19 protein-coding genes are annotated in these 19,711 nt (G+C 63.2%); 7 read left to right on the top strand and 12 right to left on the bottom strand.

Features of this window, described 5'->3' with window-relative positions:
- Positions 1-49: 49 nt before the first annotated feature.
- Both ygiD and L2I41_RS02070 read right to left on the bottom strand, forming a co-directional pair.
- Positions 50-859 carry a 4,5-DOPA-extradiol-dioxygenase gene (gene ygiD, locus L2I41_RS02075; RefSeq protein ID WP_237151836.1) on the bottom strand — a complete coding sequence of 270 codons (810 nt, stop codon included), beginning with the start codon at positions 857-859 and terminating at the stop codon, positions 50-52.
- 157 nt (positions 860-1,016) lie between these two features.
- Complete coding sequence (locus L2I41_RS02070) at positions 1,017-2,042, bottom strand: LacI family DNA-binding transcriptional regulator (RefSeq protein WP_237151835.1); 1,026 nt, start codon at positions 2,040-2,042, stop codon at positions 1,017-1,019.
- A 317-nt stretch (positions 2,043-2,359) separates the two neighbouring features.
- Here L2I41_RS02070 and L2I41_RS02065 point away from each other — a divergent pair, with 317 nt between their 5' ends.
- On the top strand, positions 2,360-3,358 hold the full coding sequence (locus L2I41_RS02065; RefSeq protein ID WP_237151834.1) for an ABC transporter substrate-binding protein: 999 nt from the start codon (positions 2,360-2,362) through the stop codon (positions 3,356-3,358).
- A gap of 448 nt (positions 3,359-3,806) precedes the next feature.
- On the top strand, positions 3,807-5,471 hold the full coding sequence (locus L2I41_RS02060) for a GGDEF domain-containing protein (RefSeq protein WP_237151833.1): 1,665 nt from the start codon (positions 3,807-3,809) through the stop codon (positions 5,469-5,471).
- 60 nt (positions 5,472-5,531) lie between these two features.
- Here the strand turns inward: L2I41_RS02060 and era are convergent, their stop codons facing one another.
- From era to L2I41_RS02030, 6 genes are all read right to left on the bottom strand, one after another.
- Entirely contained in the window at positions 5,532-6,470 is a 939-nt protein-coding gene (era, locus tag L2I41_RS02055; RefSeq protein ID WP_237151832.1) for a GTPase Era, read from the bottom strand.
- Positions 6,471-6,610: 140 nt separating this feature from the next.
- Positions 6,611-7,315, bottom strand: a complete 705-nt coding sequence (gene rnc, locus L2I41_RS02050) for a ribonuclease III (RefSeq protein WP_237151831.1) — start codon at positions 7,313-7,315, stop codon at positions 6,611-6,613.
- Positions 7,315-8,070, bottom strand: coding sequence for a signal peptidase I (gene lepB, locus L2I41_RS02045; RefSeq protein ID WP_237151830.1), 756 nt, complete (start codon positions 8,068-8,070; stop codon positions 7,315-7,317). The genes rnc and lepB overlap by 1 nt, the downstream gene beginning before the upstream one ends.
- A 110-nt stretch (positions 8,071-8,180) precedes the next feature.
- Complete coding sequence (acpS, locus tag L2I41_RS02040) at positions 8,181-8,615, bottom strand: holo-ACP synthase (protein ID WP_237151829.1); 435 nt, start codon at positions 8,613-8,615, stop codon at positions 8,181-8,183.
- A gap of 6 nt (positions 8,616-8,621) precedes the next feature.
- The gene (locus L2I41_RS02035) at positions 8,622-10,829 is read right to left on the bottom strand and encodes a RelA/SpoT family protein (RefSeq protein ID WP_237151828.1); all 2,208 of its coding nucleotides are present in this window, start codon (positions 10,827-10,829) and stop codon (positions 8,622-8,624) included.
- 197 nt (positions 10,830-11,026) lie between these two features.
- A complete protein-coding gene (locus L2I41_RS02030; RefSeq protein WP_237151827.1) occupies positions 11,027-12,193 on the bottom strand; it encodes a TMEM43 family protein in 1,167 nt (388 codons plus the stop codon).
- 324 nt (positions 12,194-12,517) lie between these two features.
- On the opposite strand from L2I41_RS02030, the gene L2I41_RS02025 reads away from it, so the two are divergent.
- The 5 genes from L2I41_RS02025 (at position 12,518) to L2I41_RS02005 (ending at position 15,416) form a co-directional block, all read left to right on the top strand.
- A complete protein-coding gene (locus L2I41_RS02025; RefSeq protein WP_237151826.1) occupies positions 12,518-12,916 on the top strand; it encodes a helix-turn-helix transcriptional regulator in 399 nt (132 codons plus the stop codon).
- A gap of 223 nt (positions 12,917-13,139) precedes the next feature.
- Positions 13,140-13,532 (top strand): DUF2946 family protein, encoded by a 393-nt coding sequence (locus L2I41_RS02020; RefSeq protein ID WP_237151825.1) that lies wholly within the window; start codon positions 13,140-13,142, stop codon positions 13,530-13,532.
- A 114-nt stretch (positions 13,533-13,646) separates the two neighbouring features.
- The gene (locus L2I41_RS02015; protein ID WP_237151824.1) at positions 13,647-14,213 is read left to right on the top strand and encodes a hypothetical protein; all 567 of its coding nucleotides are present in this window, start codon (positions 13,647-13,649) and stop codon (positions 14,211-14,213) included.
- Between the two features lie 31 nt (positions 14,214-14,244).
- On the top strand, positions 14,245-15,183 hold the full coding sequence (locus tag L2I41_RS02010) for a 4Fe-4S binding protein (RefSeq protein ID WP_237151823.1): 939 nt from the start codon (positions 14,245-14,247) through the stop codon (positions 15,181-15,183).
- Entirely contained in the window at positions 15,180-15,416 is a 237-nt protein-coding gene (locus tag L2I41_RS02005) for a hypothetical protein (protein WP_237151822.1), read from the top strand. The genes L2I41_RS02010 and L2I41_RS02005 overlap by 4 nt, the downstream gene beginning before the upstream one ends.
- 154 nt (positions 15,417-15,570) lie before the next feature.
- Here the strand turns inward: L2I41_RS02005 and L2I41_RS02000 are convergent, their stop codons facing one another.
- The 4 genes from L2I41_RS02000 to secD all read right to left on the bottom strand — a co-directional run bounded on the left by L2I41_RS02000 (position 15,571) and on the right by secD (position 19,679).
- Complete coding sequence (locus tag L2I41_RS02000) at positions 15,571-16,422, bottom strand: phytoene/squalene synthase family protein (RefSeq protein WP_237151821.1); 852 nt, start codon at positions 16,420-16,422, stop codon at positions 15,571-15,573.
- 7 nt (positions 16,423-16,429) lie between these two features.
- Positions 16,430-16,840, bottom strand: a complete 411-nt coding sequence (locus L2I41_RS01995; protein WP_237151820.1) for an Mth938-like domain-containing protein — start codon at positions 16,838-16,840, stop codon at positions 16,430-16,432.
- A gap of 238 nt (positions 16,841-17,078) precedes the next feature.
- Positions 17,079-18,041, bottom strand: a complete 963-nt coding sequence (gene secF, locus L2I41_RS01990) for a protein translocase subunit SecF (protein ID WP_237151819.1) — start codon at positions 18,039-18,041, stop codon at positions 17,079-17,081.
- Positions 18,042-18,065: 24 nt separating this feature from the next.
- A complete protein-coding gene (gene secD / locus L2I41_RS01985) occupies positions 18,066-19,679 on the bottom strand; it encodes a protein translocase subunit SecD (RefSeq protein ID WP_237151818.1) in 1,614 nt (537 codons plus the stop codon).
- Between the last annotated feature and the right edge of the window lie 32 nt (positions 19,680-19,711).

Raw genomic sequence — 19,711 nt, 5'->3', positions numbered from 1 at the left:
TGGGAAACCAGCCGGGCCGTCGTCATTTCAGCTCATCCGGACAGTCCGTTCAGGACAGGATGAAGGACTTCATCGACACCGAGCCAAGATCGATGCCCTCGTTGAAGAAGCTCAGCGTATCCGCCTTGTCGGCGACCGCCAGCGGATAGAGGATGGGCAGGAAATGCTCGATCGACGGATGGGCATATTGCATCAGCCGGCCCAGGCGCGGCGCATCCACCACCGACTGGTAGTCGCCCTTGGCGATGAAGTCGGACAGTCGGCTGTCGAACTCCACGGCCCAGTCATAGGGCTTGCCGTCCCAGGACATGGCATAGAGATTGTGCACCAGATTGCCGCTCGCCAAGATCAGCACGCCGCGTTCGCGCAGCGCCTTCAGGTCCTTGGCCAGAGCGAAATGCTGCGCCGGCGACTGCGTCAGGTCGATCGACAGCTGGAAGACCGGAAACTGCGCTTCGGGGAACATCTGGATCAGCACCGACCAGGCGCCGTGATCGAGTCCCCACTTCTCGTCGGCTTCCACATGATGGTTGCGCATCAGATCCATGGTCGCCGCAGCAACGTCCGGCGCTCCCGGGGCCGCATACTTCTGGGCATAGAGTTCCGGCGGGAACCCGCCGAAGTCATAGATGGTCCGCGGCTGGTCCTTCACATGCACCAGCGTGGTGCCGCGCGTCATCCAATGGGCTGAGACCACCAGGATCGCCTTGGGCGCCGGCAAACTGTCCCCAAGCTTGCGCCAGCCGCGGCTATAGGTCGTGTCCTCGATGGCATTCATAGGGCTGCCGTGACCGACGAACACCGTCGGCATGCGCGGCGTCGGAGCGAGATCGGCGAATGTAGTGCTGAGACTGGTCATGATGGCCGCATTCCTTGTACCGGAGCCTGCGTCAGACCATAGGCCACGCGTCCGGTGTTCTGGGCTTATATGTAGATTGCCCACCCAGAGGGAACAAGTTGCGTTACATCGAATGGATTGTTTCCGCCCGATTGACGATGGCGTGCCCTGTCCGCCCCTAAACCAGTTGGCGGCAGGAGTCGCGGATCACCAGCGGGCAGGCCAGCAGTGTCGGCGTCCTCGTCAGCACGCCCGCCTCCTGCTGAGCGGCCGCCTTGAGCAGGTTCATGGCGGTCAAACCCATCTCATAATGCGGCAGCCCGACCGAGGTCAGGCGCGGTCGAAGTGTCTCGGTGATCACCTGCATGTCGTCAAAGCCGATCACCGACAGGTCACCCGGCACCGACAGTCCCAGGAAAGCCGCGGCGGCAAACACCTGGATCGCCACCTTGTCATTGCCGCAGATGATCGCCGTCGGCCGATCCTTGCGTTGCAGAAGCTCCAGCGCGGCCTCGTATCCCACCAGGGACTCATCATCCAGAGGTCCGGCATAGCCGGGCAGTTCGATCGCCGACGAGAAACTCAGCCCCGCCTCGGAGAAGGCGCTTCGATAGCCAGCCGCCCGCAAGGAGGCCGCGCGCAACACGGGATTGAGCGTGATGATGCCGATCTTCCGATGCCCGAGCTCGATCAGATGCTGGGCTTGCGTATAACCGCCGCCCTCGTCGTCCGGCAGCACGGCTGGCAGATCGCGGCGATTGCTGTAGCAGTTGGCCAGCACGATCGGCTTGTCGAAATGCGGATTGTTGAGCTGCAGCGCCCGGTGAAACATCGTGGCGAAGACCACGCCGGACACCTTGTGCGCCCGGAACACCCGCCAATACTCCTGCTCCAGGGTCGTATCGCCCTCGGTATTGGCAATCAGCAGCGTATGGGCATCCTGCTTCAGCGAAGAATGAACGCCCCGAATGATGTCGACCGCATAGGGCGTCGTGGCGACGACGTCGGTCATCAATCCCACCACCGAGGACGTACTGGCCCGCATCATCCGCGCCGCATAGTCCGGCACGTAGTTGAGCCGCTGGATCACAGCAAGCACGCCGTCCCGTGTTTCTCCGTTGACCGCTGGATCGTCATTGATCACCCGCGAAACGGTTTTGGGCGAAACGCCGGCTTCACGCGCCACGTCCTTCAAGGTGACCAAGCACTTTCTCCTGTCGACGTCGCAATCTTCGTTCAGGACGGCAGATGCTCCGCATCAAAGTCCAACGGTAACCTGCAACCGAGTCGGCGGCTGACCAAGCCGTCGGTCCGCATCTGTGAGACTCGCCCTCGCCCCTTGCAATTGACGGAAGTGTCAACATTTTATGCGCAAAGACAAGCACTTCACCATCGAGCGCGACATTTAGTCTTGTAATAATTGCGGAAATTTAATGTCTGGCAAGACCCCGCCTCTGTATCATGGAGAAAATTTCCCAGCCAGCGCAAATCCGGTGCTGGCTCGTTGTTTCGGAGGCCAGTATGTCGTCGAGATCTTTCACCAAGCGCCAGTTTCTTGCTCTGATGGCCGGTAGTGCCGTGGTGCTTGGGGGCACGCGATCCACCTTTGCCGCAGACGCGACGATCAAGATCGCGGTCCTCAAGACCGGCACCGTCAACTGGGAACTCGACGTCATCAGGACCAACGGCCTCGACAAGAAGCACGGCTTTGCGCTCGACGTGGTCGAGGTTGCCAACAACGAAGCCACCCGCATCGCCCTTCAGGCCGGGGATGCCAACCTGATCACGTCGGACTGGCTGCTGGTCGCGCACGAACGCGGCGCCGGATCGGATCTCACCTTTGCCCCCTTCTCCTCGTCCGTCGGCTCGGTGATGGTCAAGGCCGACTCCGCCATCGCCACCCTGGCCGATCTCAAGGGCAAGAAGGTCGGCGTCGCCGGCGGCCCGATCGACAAGAACTGGCTGCTGCTGCAGGGCATGGCCAAGCGCGACTTCGGCATCGAACTCGCCAAGGAATGCGAGCCGGTGTTCGGTGCCCCGCCGCTGCTGTCGGAGAAGCTGACCGCCGGCGAGCTCGACGCTGCCCTCACCTTCTGGAACTTCTGTGTGCGCCTCGAGACGCAGGGCTTCAAGTCCATCGCCTCCGGCCTTGATGCCGCCAAGGCCATGGGGGCCAAGGGGGCCATCTCCGCCGTCGGCTATACCTTCTCCGAAGGCTGGGCCAAGGCCAATCTCGACGTCGCCAAGGGCTTCATCGCCGCCTCGCACGACGCCAAGGAGATCCTGCGCACCACCGACGCCGAGTGGGAGCGCATTCGCCCGATGATGGGCGCCAAGGATGATGCCGTCTTCGTCAAACTGCGCGAGGGCTTCCGCGCCGGCATCCCGTCCCGGCCCGTCGCCGACGAGATCGCCGACGCCAAGGTGCTCTTTGATGTGCTGGCTCAACTGAGCGGCGAAGAACTCGTCGGCAAGGCCAAGTCGCTGCCGGACGGAACCTATTGGTCCGAACTCGGCTGATCCTGCCGCACATCCTCCAAAAACCGGACAGTCCGGCATTTCGACCCGGCCCTGAGAATCAGTCAGGGCCGGCCGTTTGGCTGTGGCGACAAGGGCACTCAACCCTGACGAAAAGTTTCATCTCGAAAGATGGTGTATATTCAGTCAAAAAGCCGGCAAACCGTCTCTCTGCCCACGCAGGCCAGCGCAAATTTTGCTTAACATAGGAAAATTCATTGCATCGGACTTTTGACAGTCCTCCCGCTCTTTCAACGAAAGATATCCTGAGATATGCTGATTTTACGCAATCGACCGGCATTCGTTCCGACGCGCAGCCACGGTGAGTGAGCAAGAGCATACCAAAGCCCCTTCCTCACCCATGTTGTCAGTAAATTTTTATCCTTTGTCCCATAATCCTAACGAATGCAAATCGTTCGCGTAAAACGATGCAGACTGGGTGGGGGAAAACATGAGTGCTCTTTGTCCGCCAGTGGCAAGTGGCGAAGAACGTCTCGCTCAAGCTTGGTCACTCGGCTGCCTTGGTCGCTCGGATGAAGCCCGCAGCCTGCTCCTTGAACATCTCGAACAGGCCAAGGCGCAGGGCGACTGGCACCGGGTCGCCTGCTGCCAGACAGATCTCGCCTGGTGCTGCTTCCAGATTGGCTACCCGGAAGAAGGCCTCACTCTGGCCCGCGCCGCCATCGAGCACTGGCGAAGCGTTCAGGATCACGAGTATCTGGCACGCACCGGCGCATTCAAGGCCTGGCTGCTCCTCGAGATCGGCCTCACGGAGGACGCCTTTTCCGAAGCCATCACGGCGCTCAACCACGCCGACCAGCAACGGAACCTTGCCGTCAGCAGCCTGTGCCTCAACGTCATCGCCGTCATCTTCTGGAATGCGCGCGTGGTCGACCGTGCCTTCGAGTTCGTCAACAAGGCCATCGACATCGCGAAGGCCCTGCATGACGACGTCATGATGTCCTGGTGGCTCATAAACCTCGGCGGCATCTGGGGCGAAGCGTCAGACATCGCACGCGAAGCCGGCGAGGACGGCGCCTGGCAGTCCAAGCAGTGGCAAGCCATTGCCTTTCAGGAAGAGGCCTACAATCTGGCCTGCGCGACCGGAGACACCTGGGCCCAACGCCTGTGTCTCATGAACTCGGCGGACGCCTATCTCTATCTTGGAAAACTGAAGCTCGCAGAAGAGAAGTTGCTCGCCTACGAGACACTGGAGGGCGCCGACTATCGCCGATGCCACGATCACTTCCTGTCCCTCAAGGCGCGCGCCTTGCTGGACGCCAGGCAGATCGAGGAGGCCATTGGCCTGTTCGAAAAAGTCCGCGAACTTGGCCTCATGTCCAACCGCAACTTCCCGCAGATGAACGCGTCGCAATTCCTGTCCGACGCCTATGCAAGGCAGGGCAACTTCGAGAAGGCGCTGGAAGAATACAAGCGCTTCCACATCTGCCATCTCCAGTTCACGGAAGAAACCACGCAGAAGCATGTGCGCCTGTCGGAAGTCTCCTACGATATCCAGAGACTGCGTCGCCTCGCGGAACACGAAGCCCAGCGCGCCATCGACCTCGAACGCAACTGCCTTGATCTCAAGCTGAAAAACGAACTTCTTGCCGCTGCGGCCCTGCTGGACCCGCTGACCGGGCTGAACAATCGCCGTCAGTTCGAGATATCGCAAGCCGAGCTCGACAGCCGCAACCGCCTCTATTCCCTCGCCATGATCGACGTCGATCATTTCAAGCGGGTCAACGATCGCTTCTCCCACCTCGTCGGCGACAAGGTGTTGCGCCGGCTCGGCCAGTTGCTCAAGGAGAACAGCCGCGCCAGCATCCTCGCGGCGCGACTGGGGGGCGAGGAGTTTGCCCTGCTGATGCCCCGCACGGGAACCGATGGCACGCACGAGCATTGCGAGAACCTGCGCCAGCTGATCGCCCGTCACAACTGGGTTGAAATCGCTGCCGGCCTCAAGATCACGGTGTCCATCGGCGTCGCCTCGACCATCGAGCGGATTGACCGGGCAACCATCGCAGCGCTCGCCGACGCCCGGCTCTATCAGGCCAAGTCCGCCGGCCGGAACTGCGTCGTCTCCTGCCTCGACCGCAGGCGCCTGCGTGCCTGAGAGCGGACATGCCCAGCCCGCCCTCCGGCCAACAAGTCATGCATATTCGACGGCAGGGTCTCAGGACTTGAGCGTCAGGTCGAGACCCATCTCGCGCAGGCGCTCGGGATCCTCGGCCCAGTTCTCGCGCACCTTGACGAACAGGAACAGGTGCACCGGCCGTTCGACGATGTCCGTCAGCTCCTTGCGCGCCGCCATGGAAATGGCCTTGATGGTCTGCCCGTCCTTGCCCAGCACGATCTTCTTCTGGCTGTCGCGCTCCACATAGATGGTCTGCTCGAGCCGCGCGCTGCCGTCCTTCATTTCCTTCCACTGCTCGGTTTCGACGGTGGAGGAATAGGGCAGCTCGTCGTGCAGGCGCAGGAACAGCTTCTCGCGCGTGATCTCGGCCGCCAGCATGCGCATCGGCAGATCGGAGATCTGGTCCTCGGGATAGAGCCACGGCCCGACCGGCACCTGCTCGGCCAGCCAGCCCATCAGGTCCTCGACGCCCGAACCGTTCAGCGCCGACACCATGAACGTCGCCTCGAACTTGGCGCGGGCATTGAGATCGGCGGCGAGCGCCAGCAGCGAGTCGCGCTTCACCGTGTCGATCTTGTTGATGATCAGGATCTTCGGATGGCGGATATCCGCCAGCTTGTCGAAGATGCGCGTCACTTCCTCGCCGATGCCGCGCTTGGCGTCGATCAGCACGGCCACGATGTCCGCGTCCGAGGCGCCGCCCCAGGCGGTGTTGACCATGGCGCGGTCCAGCGTGCGCTTGGGCTGGAAGATGCCCGGCGTGTCCACGAAGATCACCTGCGACGGCCCCTTGATGGCGATGCCGCGCATGATCGCGCGCGTCGTCTGTACCTTGTGGCTGACGATCGACACCTTGGCGCCGACCAGCTGGTTCAGCAGCGTGGACTTGCCGGCATTGGGAGCGCCGATCAGCGCCACAAAGCCCGCCTGCGTCGGTACGGTCGCTTCGGGGGTGGAATTGGTTTCAACTTCGGTCAAGGTCGTCTCCTGATGACCGGCTTGCAGGAACAAGGCTCTGGCCTTGTTCGTGGAAACCGATCGATGATGGTTTGGCAGCCCTTCGGCTTTGCCAGTATAGTCGAATTCTACGCGATTATCCGCCTGAAACCGGCGCCGTCTCAACCGTCTGCGCGCTCGGCGAGAGCTGCAGCGGCCGCGGCCTGTTCCGCTTCGCGCTTGGACTTGCCGGTGCCTGTCCCGACCTGTGCGCCATCGATCAGAACGGCCACGGTGAACACCGGCGCATGGTCGGGTCCGGTGCGCTCCAGCGTTTCATAGGTCGGCACGGCGTGCCCACGCCCTTGCGCCCATTCCTGCAGCAAGGTCTTGGCGTCGCGCAACTGGCCCGGCAGCCGCTGCATGTGCGGTGCCCAGTTGCGCTCCACGAAGTCCTTGGCCACCTCAAAGCCGCCGTCCAGATAGATGGCTGCGATCACCGCCTCCATCACGTCGCCAAGGATCGCTTCCTTGCGCCGCCCACCGGACTGACGCTCGCCGGTCCCCAGACGGATGACGTCGCCGAGATCAAGCTCCAGCGCGATCTCGGCACAGGTTTCCCGGCGGACCAGCTGGTTGAGACGCCGCGCCAGATCGCCTTCGTCGGCCTTGTCATTGGCCTTGAACAGCATCTCGGCCACCACCAGCGCCAGCACGCGATCGCCCAGGAACTCGTGACGCTGGTAGCTCTCATGGGCCACCTTGTCGCCGGGCACGGCGCTGCGATGGGTGAGCGCGCGCACAAGCCCTGTACGGTCCTTGAAATGATATTGGAGGCGCTTTTCGAGCGCCTCCATCAGCTTTTCGAAATGTGTCAGTTGAGCCATCAGTCGAGCAGTGTGAACATGCGATCCCAGCGGACAGAGGTCGGCCACTTCCAGAACATCCAGGGCTTGGCGTCCTGGTCCATGGAGAAGAAGATCACCTGAGCCTTGCCCACGAGATGGTCGAAGGGAACATAGCCGACGCCCGAACCGTCGATGCGGCTGTCGGCGGAGTTGTCGCGATTGTCGCCCATCATGAAGTAATGGCCGGGCGGCACGTCGAACTCGCGGGTGTTGTCACCATCGGTCACGCCGCGATCGAGCGTATCGTAGGTAACGCCGTTCGGCAGCGTCTCGCGCCAGATCTGCGCGCGCACTTCATTGCCGAAGGAATCGTGATCGACGAAGTCGCCCGTATACTCGCGCTTCACCGGCTGGCCGTTGATGTAGAGCACGCCCTGCTTCATCTGGATCTTGTCGCCCGGCAGGCCGATCACGCGCTTGATGTAGTCGGTCGAATGATCCGCCGGCAGCTTGAACACGACGACGTCGCCGGCGCGCGGCGCACTGCCCCAGATGCGGCCGTCGATGGGCGCCAGACCATAGGGGAACGAGTACTTGCTGTAGCCGTAGGAATATTTCGATACGAACAGATAGTCGCCGATCAACAGCGTGTGCATCATCGAGCCCGACGGGATCGAGAACGGCTGGAACAGGAAGGTGCGCACGACCACCGCCAGCAGCAGCGCCTGGATGACGACCTTGATCGTCTCCCAAAGACCGTCCTTCACTGTTGCATCATTGTTTGTCACCGACATCGACCAGCCTCGGATTCGATTGTTTCGCGTAGTTACGCGGCTACCGGCTTTTACCGGACCCCCCGCACTTCCGCAACGGAAAGCCTGAAAAAGAAGCCGAATTAGGGCGGTTACCTCGCAACCGGCGGCTGGAACGATCCCGGCCACCCCTCAGGCCACGCCGAGATCACCACAAAGGCCTGCGCCAGCGGATAATCGTCGGTGATCGTCAGGTCGATGCGGGCGATCATGCCGGGCGGTGTCAGGCCGGCGAGCCGTTCGGCTGCCGAACCGGTCAGCGCCAGCGTCGGCTGGCCGCTCGGCAGGTTGACGACGCCCATCTCGCGCCAGTTGACGCCCATGCGGATGCCGGTGCCGAGCGCTTTGGAACAGGCTTCCTTCGCCGCAAAGCGCTTGGCATAGGACGCCGCGCGCTCCTTGCGCTTTTCGGACCGCTCGCGCTCGATGTCGGTGAACACCCGGCGGACGAACCGCTCGCCGAAGCGCTCCAGCGTCTGCTCCACGCGGCGGATGTCGATGAGGTCGCTGCCGATGCCGATGATCATGCTGCCCTACCCGTTCACCCGCTCGACCTTGCTGACATTGGACAGGATGCGGATCTGATTGATGATGCTGATCAGATGCTTGAGATCCCACACTTCCAGATCGACGACGATCTCGTGGAAGTCCGGCGTCCGCCGGGCCATGCGGATGTTGTCGATGTTGCCGTCGGTGTCGGAGATCGCCTGCGCGATGCGGGCCAGCGAGCCCGGCGCGTTGATCGACTGGATCGATATCTGCACCGGAAAGCGGATTGGATCGTCCGCGTCCACGTCCCAGCGCACGTCCAGCCACAGCTCCGGCTTGTCGTCGAAGGCCACCAGGGCCGGCGACTGGATCGGATAGATGGTGATCCCCTCACCTTCCGTCAGAATGCCGACGATGCGATCGCCCGGCACCGCACCGCCGTCGGGCGCAAAGCGCACCGGCAGGTCGGCGGCGATCGAGCGGATCGGCAGGCCGAGATCGGTCAGCTGGTCGGTGTCGCCGCGGAACATCACGCCGGCGCGCGCAGCGAAGGAATACCAGCCTTCCTCCGTATGCCCACGGCCCTGACGGGTCGAGCGTTCCTCGCGATAATCGGGGAAAGCCGCCTTCAGCACGTCCGCCGACGGCACTTCCGAACGGCCGACGGCCGCCAGCAAATCCGGCACCGACGGTTGCGACAGGCGTGGCAGCGCCTGCTCGAGCAGCGCGTCCGACAGCTCGCGCCCTTCGCGGACGAAGACGGTTTCCAGCACCTGCCGGCCCAGCGCTGCATATTGCTTGCGCGTGGCCTCGCGGGTCGCGCGGCGGATGGCGGCGCGCGCCTTGCCGGTGACGGCGATCGTCTCCCAGGTCGGCGGCGGCACCTGCGCCTTCGAACGGATGATCTCCACCTCGTCGCCATTCTTGAGCTCGGTGACCAGCGGCATGATGCGACCGTTGATCTTGCAGCCGACGCAGGTGTTGCCCACGTTGGTATGCACCGCATAGGCAAAGTCGATCGGCGTCGCACCGCGCGGCAGCGCGATCAGCAAGCCCTTGGGCGTGAAGCAGAACACCTGGTCCTGGAACAGCTCCAGCTTGGTATTCTCGAGGAACTCTTCCGGGCTCGACCCTTCGGCCAGCGCCTCGACGGTCTGGCGCAGCCAGGCGTAAACCTCCGTCTCCTCGGAGATCTTCGGCAGCTGGCCGCCCTCGCCCACCTTGTCCTTGTAGAGCGTGTGCGCCGCGATACCGTATTCGGCCACCTGATGCATTTCCATGGTGCGGAACTGCAGCTCGACGCGCTGGCGATGCGGGCCGACCACCGTGGTGTGCAGCGATTGATAGCCGTTCTGCTTGGGCGTCGAAATATAGTCCTTGAACCGCCCCGGCACCGTGCGCCACAGCTGGTGCACCACGCCCAGCGCGCGATAGCAGGTGTCCACATCGTCGACGATGACGCGGAAGCCATAGATGTCCGACAGCTGCTCGAAGCCCACCTGCTTGGAGATCATCTTGCGGAAGATGGAATAGGGCTGCTTGCGCCGCCCGCTGACTTCCGCCGTGATGCCGCGCTTGCTCAGCGTTTCCGACAGCTCGGTCTCGATGTCGGCGATCAGCGTCTGGTTCTTTTCCTGCAGCTCGTCGAGCCGGGTCTGGATCGCGGCAAAGGCATCCGGATGCAGCGTCTTGAAGGCCAGATGCTCAAGCTCGTCGCGCATGTCCTGCATGCCCATGCGCCCGGCCAGCGGCGCATAGATCTCCATCGTCTCTTCGGCGATGCGCGCCCACTTGTGCTCGGGCGCGAAATGCAGCGTGCGCATGTTGTGCAGCCGGTCGGCCAGCTTCACCAGCAGCACGCGCAGATCTTCGGCGATCGCCAGCAGCAGCTTGCGCAGGTTTTCCGCCTGCGCCGTGCGCTTGGACACCAGATCGAGCTTCTTGAGCTTGGTCAGACCTTCCACCAGCTGGCCGATCTCGACGCCGAACTTCTGGTCGATATCCTGCCGCGTGGCGTCCGTATCCTCGATCGTGTCGTGCAGGAGCGCGATGACGATCGTGGCGTCGTCCACCTTCAGGTCGGTGAGAATGGCAGCCACTTCAAGCGGATGCGAGAAATAGGGGTCGCCGGACGCCCGCTTTTGCAAGCCATGTTTCTGCATGGCGTAGACATAGGCGCGGTTCAGCAGGTTCTCGTCGCAATTGGGATTGTAACGCTGGATCCTTTCGACGAGTTCATACTGCCGCATCATTGGAGGAGGACCACGCCTTTGTTCATTCGCTCGACGTCATCCGGCCCATCCGCATGAATCGTGTCTTCAAGCTAAGCGCCTATAATCGGGCTACAAAATGAAATAGGCAAGCCGCGATCAACGGCTTGCCTCGCTTTGGTTCAAGCATGCTGAAGGATTGCGGCCGCATCATGCAGCCGCACCCTCGCATTTGATCGTCAGGCCACCTTCACCGCCGGCTTGCGCCGCAGGTAGAGCGCACCCACCGTCGCCAGCACGGCAACCGCAATCACTGCAATCGCCACCAGCGGACGGTAGTAGAGCCAGGCAATGGCAATCGTCGTGGCGCCGAGCAGGAGCGTCGGCACGAAGGCGATGATGCCGAGCCCGAAGCTGACGATGGAGCCGATGAACGGCACCACATCGGCCAGCACCGAGATCACGCCGAGGATCAGGCGGAAACCGATGAACAGCAGCAGGAAGCCGCCTGCGCGGATCAGCCAGGTGATGATGGTGTTGGCCGTCACGGCTTCGGCGAACATGTCGTCGGCCGAAACGTTGCCATTGTCGGTCAGGAACAGATCGTTGCCGGCTTCGGTGCGGTAAGGCGCCACGCCCTCGCCCTTCTGCGCCGCCACCAGCGAACCCACGTCGGGCTTCACCACCACATAGGAAATCCGGAGGTCGCCGACCATCGGTGCATCGGCCGAGAAGCCGACCAGCAGCTTGCCGCCGGCAATACGCGCCGCCTTGTCGGTGCCGAGGCGCTCGCGCATGTCATCGGCCTTGTCGGAAGGGAGCACCAGCGGCTCGCTCTTGCCGAAATAGCCGAGCTGATCGCTCGTCAGCTGGAAGGCGCCGAGGCTGCCCTCGTCAACGCTGAAGGTCTCGTTACCCACCGGCTTGGGCGGGTTCTGGTGACCGTCCGGCTCCTTGAAGCTGGAGGAATCCAGCGCTTCGTCGGTCCAGACCTTGGTATAGGTGTAGACAGTGGTGGTTTCCTCGCCGCCGCCGAGCTTCTTCTGCGTCTCGGAGTGGGAGTCTTCCTTCCACTGATACATTTCCACCTTGCGCTCGATGCGCAGGCCGTCAGCACTCACCCCGAGGAACTGGTCCTCCGGCGTGCCCACGCCCTTCACCGGCCCGGTGATGTGGATGAGGTGACCTTCATTGGCCGGATCGACCTTGGCGCTGTCCACCGAGACCACCAGGCCGCGTCCTTCTGCCAGGGACCGGGCGGTGACCACGGCCCTGCCCTCGTTCCAGAACATCACGCCCAGCGACACCGGGATCAGGATCAGGCCGATCACGATACCGGCCAAGGCATTCTTGATTCGCGAAAGCCACGATGTCTGCGTGACTTCGACGATTCGGTCGTTACTCATCATTACCCCCCATGAAGCACCCACAGGGGTGCTTGGATCCGGACCTGCTCCAGAACAGACCAGCAAGATTACGGTCTGCCACTGCCGCGTCCGCAAGTCCAGCGTTTCCCAGTATTGTCACGCAGGTTGAGCGCCATCCACTGTTCATTCATCAATCCAGAGGCTAGCCATCGGCGTAAATTCAATTTGAACCAATGTCTGCGATAGTGTCTTACTGAGAGGCACAAAAGCTCCTCACTTGCAGACTCCCGCAGGAAGCGATGGCGTTTGCACAAGGATAACAGGGGTGTGGGTATGGGGCAGTCTGGTCGCGAGAATTTGGCGTTGTCGGAAAATGCTGGTCTGAGGCGTGCCCTCGACAAGCTGGAGAAGCTTACGTTCGACTTTGTGAAGCGTCCCGCCGAGCCGGTCAATTCTGAACCTGATCTGCAACCCGACCCTGACAATGCTGTTCACCAGATGCAGGCCGCCACGCGCGACGCCTTCACGCCTGCCGAGGCGCCCCGGGCCGAGCGCAAAGCCAAGCCGGCAAAGATCGTCACCCCGACGCTTCTGTCCATGAAGCAGGCGTCTGCCATCACCACGCTGTCGGTCTCCTCGATCAAGCGCATGATGGCCGCCGGCACCTTCCCCCGTCCCGTGCGCCTCGGCGAGAGCCGCATCGCCTTCGTGGAAGAGGAACTGCACGCCTGGCTGCGCGAACGCATCGCCGCCCGCGACTGATCTTTTCCATAGCGTATTGCCGGTGGTTGCCGTGACTATTGTCACGGCACCTTTGTGTGAATTCGCCTCACATCAGCGTATTTCCCCGCATTGAACCTGCGCATTCCGTCAGATTATTGGTAATCCCCTATAGGACACCTACGGACAGCGAGGGGGCGCGCGGGTTCGCATGGCGCCACGTCAGCGCAAATTCTACGATCGATCTACCGATCCGAAACGGGGCATGATCCGCCGTTCGGTTGCGTCGGTGCTCGGTCTTTGCGCTGTGCTGGTCAATGTGCTGGCCGTCCTGCTGCTGGCCCAGCCATCGGCTGAAGCGCGCACGCCCTATTTTGCCGGTAACGACGGCCAGATGATGATCTGCGCCGCCAGCGGCATGATCATGCTCGACGCCAAGGGGACGCCGACCGAGAGCGACGACCACCTTCCCGGTCCCACTTGCGTCTTTTGCCTGCCGCTCCTGCAAGGGGCCGTCGACGCGCCCGCGATCGACACGGGACCTGCCATCGTCCTTGCCGCCCCGCGTGAGCCCGTCGCCCTGCCGCGCGACGCGCAACCCCTGCCGTCGTCTCTCCTTGTCGACGGCCCGTCGCCCCGCGGACCGCCCGTGCTGTGAGCTGAACAAGCCGCCGAATCTGCCCAACTGAGACGCCCTCACCGTGCGCCTCACAGCATGGTTCGACCCTTTTCCGCCGGCCAGAGGCGGAAGCTCCCACACGGAATTCTTCAAATGCCCAGTTTGTCCAAGCTGGCGACCTTTGCCGTCGCCTTGCTCGGCGCGGCCGGTTCTGCCGTCGCCATGAGCTATTACAACGCCGGGATCGGCACCAACGAAGTCATCAAGTTCTCCGTCACTCTGCCCGCCGCCGAGGTGCCGCCGGTCGAGGTCGATCTCGCGGCCCAACGCCTGCCGAAGGCCTTGCTCGCGCCCAACACCGTTACCTTCCGCGCCAAGAGCCTCGTCAACGGCACCGACAAGCCGCTCGACGTGCGCCTGAGCCTTGAGGGCAACCCGGCTGGGGCCGGCGTGCAGATCAACGGCAACGAAGCCGATTTCAGCCGCATCACCAACATTGCCGCCGGCGGCAAGGCCAATGTCTACCTGATCTTCACGGTCCCGCCCGCAGCGCGCGGCTCCGCCACGCCGCTCGAAACCGCCTTGCTGGTCAAGAATGTCGATGACGGCTCCACGCTCGCCCGCGTGCCGCTGCGCGTCTTCGATTCCGGCGCCGGCGGGATGTCCGCATCCATGTCCGACATGCCGGACCACATGATGATGGACCATTCAGCCCATTGATATCGAACATCTTTTCTCAGGAATACTCACCATGTCCAGCCTCAACGCCAACACGGGCCGCGTCAATCGCCTGCCGCCGTCAACGGCCTTCCGCTATCGCCGCTTCCCCGGCTATGTCCTCGGCTTCGCGCTGTTCTATGCGCCCTTCGCTCTCTGGACCAAGGCGCTCGGCACGCTGCTCGGCGATCCGGTCAACGCCAACATCCACTCCACCTGCCTGCGCATCCAGCTCACAGATCTCTTCAGCGGCAAGGGCTTCAACGTCCTGACCGTCTACGGCATGACCTTCGTGATCCTCTCGGCCACCGCTCTCTTGGCCGGCCCCATGTTCTGTGGGCGCCTCTGCGCCGCCGGCGCCACGTCGGAATATCTCTCCCGCCTGGTGCCCGACCGCTTCAAGATCGACTGGACCAATTATGTGAACCCCACCGGCATCCGCTATGGCTTCCTCGCGGGCTATCTTGCGGCGCCCTTCGCCGGCGGCTCCATCGCCTGCGCGCTCTGCTCCTACTCCATGCTGGAGCGCATCATGACGGGCAATCTGTGGAGCGCCACGGGCTTCCTCGCCTCGTCCGCCATCATCACCGCCCTGCTCTGGCTGGTGCTCTTCGGCCTGTTCACCAAGGGCGGCCGCGGCTATTGCGCCTACATGTGCCCGGTCGGCGCCTGGCAGTCGGGCCTGCATGCCCTCGGCGCCAAGCTGCCCTTCACCTACAAGATCCGCTATGCCGCCGAGAAGTGCACGGGCTGCGCCACCTGCGTCAAGGAATGCCCGATGAACGCCTTGAAGCTCTCGGCCGATCAGGCGGCTCCCGTCACCTACAATCGCAGCGGCTGCATCACCTGCCGCCAGTGCGTCGCCTCCTGCGCCACCGGCGCCCTCAGCTTTGCGCAGGGTGCCGACGGCTGGAAGCGTCAGCCCCTGATCGAGAGCCTGGAACCCGACGTCATCGCGGAGCCGGCCGAATGAGCGCGCCCGTCCTGCAAGCGGCCTCAAGCGCGCTCGCCAAGGCGCGCGGCGGCATCGTCACCGCCGGTGCCAGCATCGCCACGGCCATGAGCGGCGCCGGCGCCACCTGTGCCAACGGCGCCTGCGGCCAGGGCTGCGGCTATGCCTGCGGCATCATCGGCACGGTTGCCGCGCTCGGCATCGCCGGCACCGCGCTGAAGCGCAAGCTGACCGACGGTTCCTCTGCGCCCTGACCGACGACGAAGCCGCCCTCGCGGCAACGCCCTTTGCCGAGTGTCATTGAAAATGACACTCGGTAGTCCCCGTTCGGGTTTCTCATGCCCTCAAGGCAAGTGAGTCTTTCGAGCTGAAATCAACGCGCCAATGCCCTGGCACTCAGGCAAGGCATCAACGCCGCCGCGACCACCACCACATCAGTACCGGCTTGCGCCAGGACGCAATGTCCACCGGCGGACCATAGGGATGGGCCCGGCTGAGTTGGCCGAGCCACGGCTTCACCAGCGACAGCCCCACGAAAGCCGGCTTGGCGCGCGGGTCGATGGCGCCGATCGCCGCCCGCGCCTTGTCGAGATGATGGGCCGCATGCGCGCGCATCTCGGCCAGCACCTTCTCGACCTGCACATTGATCACGCCGTTGCGGATATCCTCCGGCACCAGGCCGTGCCGCGCCAGAACGTCATTGGGAATGAACACCTGATTGCGTCGCGCGTGGATCGGCAGCGCCCGCATCAGCCCGGTCATGGCATAGGCCGCGCCCGCGTGCCCCGCCGCATCAGCCGACCGCGGATCGTTGCCCTCGCAGAGGATCAGCGCCGCAAGCTGAAACAACGCCGAAGCCGTCTCGCCGGCATAGCCTTCGAGATCGTTGAGCGTCGGCATCACATCGTCATAGAGATCGAAGCGGCGCGCGGCCACCAGATCCACAAAGGTCTGGCGCCGGAGCGAGAAGCGCCGGATGGTGTCGATCACCGCCGCCGCCACCGGATGCGCATGCACGTCGCCGCGAGCCTCGCCCTCCAGCGCGTCCACCCACCACTGCAGGCGGATCTCGCCCGGCATCGGCTCGTGCACGCTTTCGCGCACGCGCGCCACCTCGGCGGAAAAGGCCAGCACCGCCAGAACATGCCGGCGCTTGTCCTCGGGCAGGAACAGGCTGGCGAGCCAGCGGTCGCGATCCTGCGCCTCCACCAGTTTGCCGCAATGGGCATAGGCGTCGTCAAGGCGAGACGGGCTGGTCATGGCGCCGTCACTCGACCGCGAGGAAGGCGGCCGCGAACTTGCGGTTCTCGCCGATCATGATGTTGAAGATGCGGATGGCCGCGCCGGTGGACATCACCTCGAAGCGCGCGCCCCGCTCGCGCAGCGCCGCGGCAACCGCCCCCGGCAAGGGCACGAGATCAACGCCGGTGCCCACCAGCAGCACGTCATATTCGCCGGCCTGATCAATCGCCAGCGCCAGGGTCTCGAGGGTGACATCCTTGGGCGTCACTGCCGACCAGCCATGCACGCCCGACGGCAGCACCATGATCGAGCCGCGATGCGACATGTCCGCAAAACGGAACCCGCCGTCACCATAGGCATCGATCGGCACCGGCGTCGGGAAATGCTGATCCCGAGGTTCCAGAGTGCGACGGCCGCGCGGTTCGAACAGCTTCATGCCACGCTCCTTGGAGCACCCGCCGATCGTGTTGAAACAACATGATCGAAAAGCGGCTACTCAACCTATTGAATCTGGAGCGTTTTCTAGTCGACCTGATGTTTCCATCAGCTCGGAAAGCGCTCTAGGAAAGAACGAAATCCGGCCATCGGACCGGATTTCGAGTATTCTCATCAGGAAAGTCTGCCGATGCGGAATGGGCTTCAGCGGCTCCGCCGAAACCCGCCCGCCCGGGCCTTCACGCCTTCTCGGCCGCCGCGTCTTCCGCGTCCTCGGCCTCGTCGGCGCGCTTGGCCGACTTGTCACCAGCCAGCTGCGGATCGAGGAAGATCAGGATCGGCGCCGCGATGAAGATCGACGAATAGGTACCGACGATCACACCGAACAGCATCGACGCCGTGAAGGACCGGATCACCTCACCGCCGAAGACGAACAGCGCCAGAAGCGCGATCAGCGTGGTCAATGCGGTGTTGGTGGTGCGCGTCAGCGTCTGGTTGATCGACAGGTCGAGCATGACCAGAAGGTTCATGCGCTTGTACTTGCGGCGCATTTCGCGAATTCGGTCGTAAACCACCACGGTATCGTTCAGCGAATAGCCGACGATGGTCAGGATCGAGGCGATGGACGACAGGTTGAATTCCAGCTGCGCCACGGCGAACAGGCCGATGGTCAGCACCACGTCGTGCAGCGTCGCGATCACCGCGCCGAGCGAATACTGCCACTCGAAGCGGAACCAGACATAGACCATGATCATGGCCAGCGCCGAGATGATGCCGAGAATGCCGTTCTGCGCCAGTTCGCCGGAAACACGCGGGCCCACGACTTCGGTGCGGCGGTAGTCGACGGTCTCGCCGAACACGCCCTTCACCTTGTCCACCACGGCCATCTGCGCGTCGTCGCCGCCTTCCTGGCGGACGATGCGGATCAGCACGTCGTCGGGCGCACCGAACTCCTGCACCTGCACTTCGCCAAGGCCGAGCCCGTTCAGCTGCTCGCGGATGTGCTGCAAATCGGCCGGACCGCTCTTGGTCTGGATCTCGATCAGCGTGCCGCCCTGGAAGTCGATGCCCGTGTTGAAGCCGAGGGTGAAATAGGCAAGGAAGCACAGAACCGACAGGATACCCGAGAACATGAAGGAATACTTCCTCCACTTCATGAACGGGATCTTGGTGTCGTCGGGAAACAGTCGAAGCAGACGCATTTTCAAATCCTCACTTCGTCCCGATCAGAGCGGAATGTGCGCCGGGCGGGCGCGGCGCACCCAGACGGCGACGAGCAGGCGCGTGAAGGTGATCGCGGTGAACATGGTGGTGACGATACCGATCACGTGCGTGACGGCGAAGCCCTTGACCGGGCCTGAGCCCATCTCGAACAGGATCGCCGCGGCAATCAGCGTGGTGATGTTGGCGTCGACGATGGTGCCGAAGGCGCGCTGGAAGCCGATGTCGATGGCCGTCACAGGCGACCGTCCCTGCCTCTGTTCCTCGCGGATGCGCTCGTAGATCAGCACGTTGGAGTCCACCGCCATACCCATGGTCAGCACCACGCCGGCGATGCCCGGGAGTGTCAGCGTCGCCTGCAGGATGGTCATGATGGCAAAGATCAGCACCAGGTTCACCAGCAGCGCCACGTTGGCGAAGATGCCGAACAGGCCGTAGGACGAGATCATGAAGATCACGACAAACACCGTGCCGATCATCGCCGCCATCTTGCCGGCTTCGATCGAGTCGGCGCCAAGGCCCGGACCGACGGTCCGCTCTTCGGCGACCGACAGCTTGGCCGGCAGCGCACCGGCGCGCAGCAGCACGGCGAGATCATTGGCGGTCTCGATGGTGAAGTGACCGGAGATCTGTCCCGAACCCTGCGTGATCGGCTCGTTGATGCGCGGCGCCGAGATGATCTGGTTGTCGAGCACGATGGCGAACAGACGCCCCACGTTCTCCGACGTCACCAGCGCGAACTTGCGCGCACCCGAGGTCGACAGGCGGAAGGACACGATCGGCTCGTTGGTCTGGCTGTTGAAGCCGGCCTGTGCGTCGGTCAGATCCTCGCCGGTCATCAGCGGGTTTTCCTCGACGACGAAGGGCTGGCCATCGGCCTCCTTCGACGGCAGCAGGACTTCGCCCGGCGGCACATTGCCCTTGGCAGCTTCCGACGGCGACACGTTGAGGTCGACCAGATGGAAGGTCATCTGCGCGGTCTGGCCGATGATGTTCTTGAGCCGCTCGGGGTTCTTCTCGCCCGGCGCTTCCACCAGGATGCGGTCGGCGCCTTCGCGCTGGATCGACGGCTCGGTGGCGCCCAACTGGTCGACGCGGCGACGGATGACCTCGATCGACTGCTCGATCACCTTGGCAAGGCGCTGCTGCAGACCGGCCTGGTTGAAGGTCAGACGCATCAGGCCGTCAGCCTGCTGGTCCAGCTGAAACTCGGTGACGGTGGAGCCGCCCAGCACGCCCTGGTTCAGCGGATTGAGCAGCGTGTTGAGGCGCTTGGCCGCCTCGTCATAGCTCTGGGTGTCGCGGATGCGCAGCTGTACGGTGTCGTCCTGCGTGCCGAGGCCGGTATAGCCCACGCGCGGGTCCTGACGCATCACGTTGCGGATGTCGCCTTCCAGGGCCTTCAGGCGCTTGGCCTTATAGTCCTCGGTGTCCACCTGATAGAGCAGATACACACCGCCCTGCAGGTCGAGGCCGAGCACGATCTGACGCCCGGGCAGCCAGGACGGCCAGCTGTTCTTGATCTGGTCAGACGAGAGGAAATTCGGAACCAGGACGAGAAGGCTGACGAGAATCGTCAGCAGGATCGCGGTCACTTTCCAGCGGGAAAAATAAAGCATCGACGGCCCCAACATCCTGGTAAGTCGAAGGC

Source organism: Oryzibacter oryziterrae, assembly GCF_021864535.1.
GTDB lineage: Bacteria > Pseudomonadota > Alphaproteobacteria > Rhizobiales > Pleomorphomonadaceae > Pleomorphomonas > Pleomorphomonas oryziterrae.
Note: the sequence above shows the minus strand (reverse complement) of the source record. Positions and strands in the feature narration are given on the sequence as shown.

Coding starts and splice junctions, on each gene's coding strand:
- lepB (WP_237151830.1), bottom strand. CDS start 8,070: ATGTCGGTGACAAACAATGATGCAACAGTGAAGGACGGTCTTTGGGAG.
- L2I41_RS02030 (WP_237151827.1), bottom strand. CDS start 12,193: ATGAGTAACGACCGAATCGTCGAAGTCACGCAGACATCGTGGCTTTCG.
- L2I41_RS02010 (WP_237151823.1), top strand. CDS start 14,245: ATGTCCAGCCTCAACGCCAACACGGGCCGCGTCAATCGCCTGCCGCCG.
- secD (WP_237151818.1), bottom strand. CDS start 19,679: ATGCTTTATTTTTCCCGCTGGAAAGTGACCGCGATCCTGCTGACGATT.
- L2I41_RS02000 (WP_237151821.1), bottom strand. CDS start 16,422: ATGACCAGCCCGTCTCGCCTTGACGACGCCTATGCCCATTGCGGCAAA.
- L2I41_RS02020 (WP_237151825.1), top strand. CDS start 13,140: ATGATCCGCCGTTCGGTTGCGTCGGTGCTCGGTCTTTGCGCTGTGCTG.
- acpS (WP_237151829.1), bottom strand. CDS start 8,615: ATGATCATCGGCATCGGCAGCGACCTCATCGACATCCGCCGCGTGGAG.
- L2I41_RS02015 (WP_237151824.1), top strand. CDS start 13,647: ATGCCCAGTTTGTCCAAGCTGGCGACCTTTGCCGTCGCCTTGCTCGGC.
- ygiD (WP_237151836.1), bottom strand. CDS start 859: ATGACCAGTCTCAGCACTACATTCGCCGATCTCGCTCCGACGCCGCGC.
- secF (WP_237151819.1), bottom strand. CDS start 18,041: ATGCGTCTGCTTCGACTGTTTCCCGACGACACCAAGATCCCGTTCATG.
- L2I41_RS02035 (WP_237151828.1), bottom strand. CDS start 10,829: ATGATGCGGCAGTATGAACTCGTCGAAAGGATCCAGCGTTACAATCCC.
- rnc (WP_237151831.1), bottom strand. CDS start 7,315: ATGGCTCAACTGACACATTTCGAAAAGCTGATGGAGGCGCTCGAAAAG.
- L2I41_RS02065 (WP_237151834.1), top strand. CDS start 2,360: ATGTCGTCGAGATCTTTCACCAAGCGCCAGTTTCTTGCTCTGATGGCC.
- L2I41_RS02060 (WP_237151833.1), top strand. CDS start 3,807: ATGAGTGCTCTTTGTCCGCCAGTGGCAAGTGGCGAAGAACGTCTCGCT.
- L2I41_RS01995 (WP_237151820.1), bottom strand. CDS start 16,840: ATGAAGCTGTTCGAACCGCGCGGCCGTCGCACTCTGGAACCTCGGGAT.
- L2I41_RS02005 (WP_237151822.1), top strand. CDS start 15,180: ATGAGCGCGCCCGTCCTGCAAGCGGCCTCAAGCGCGCTCGCCAAGGCG.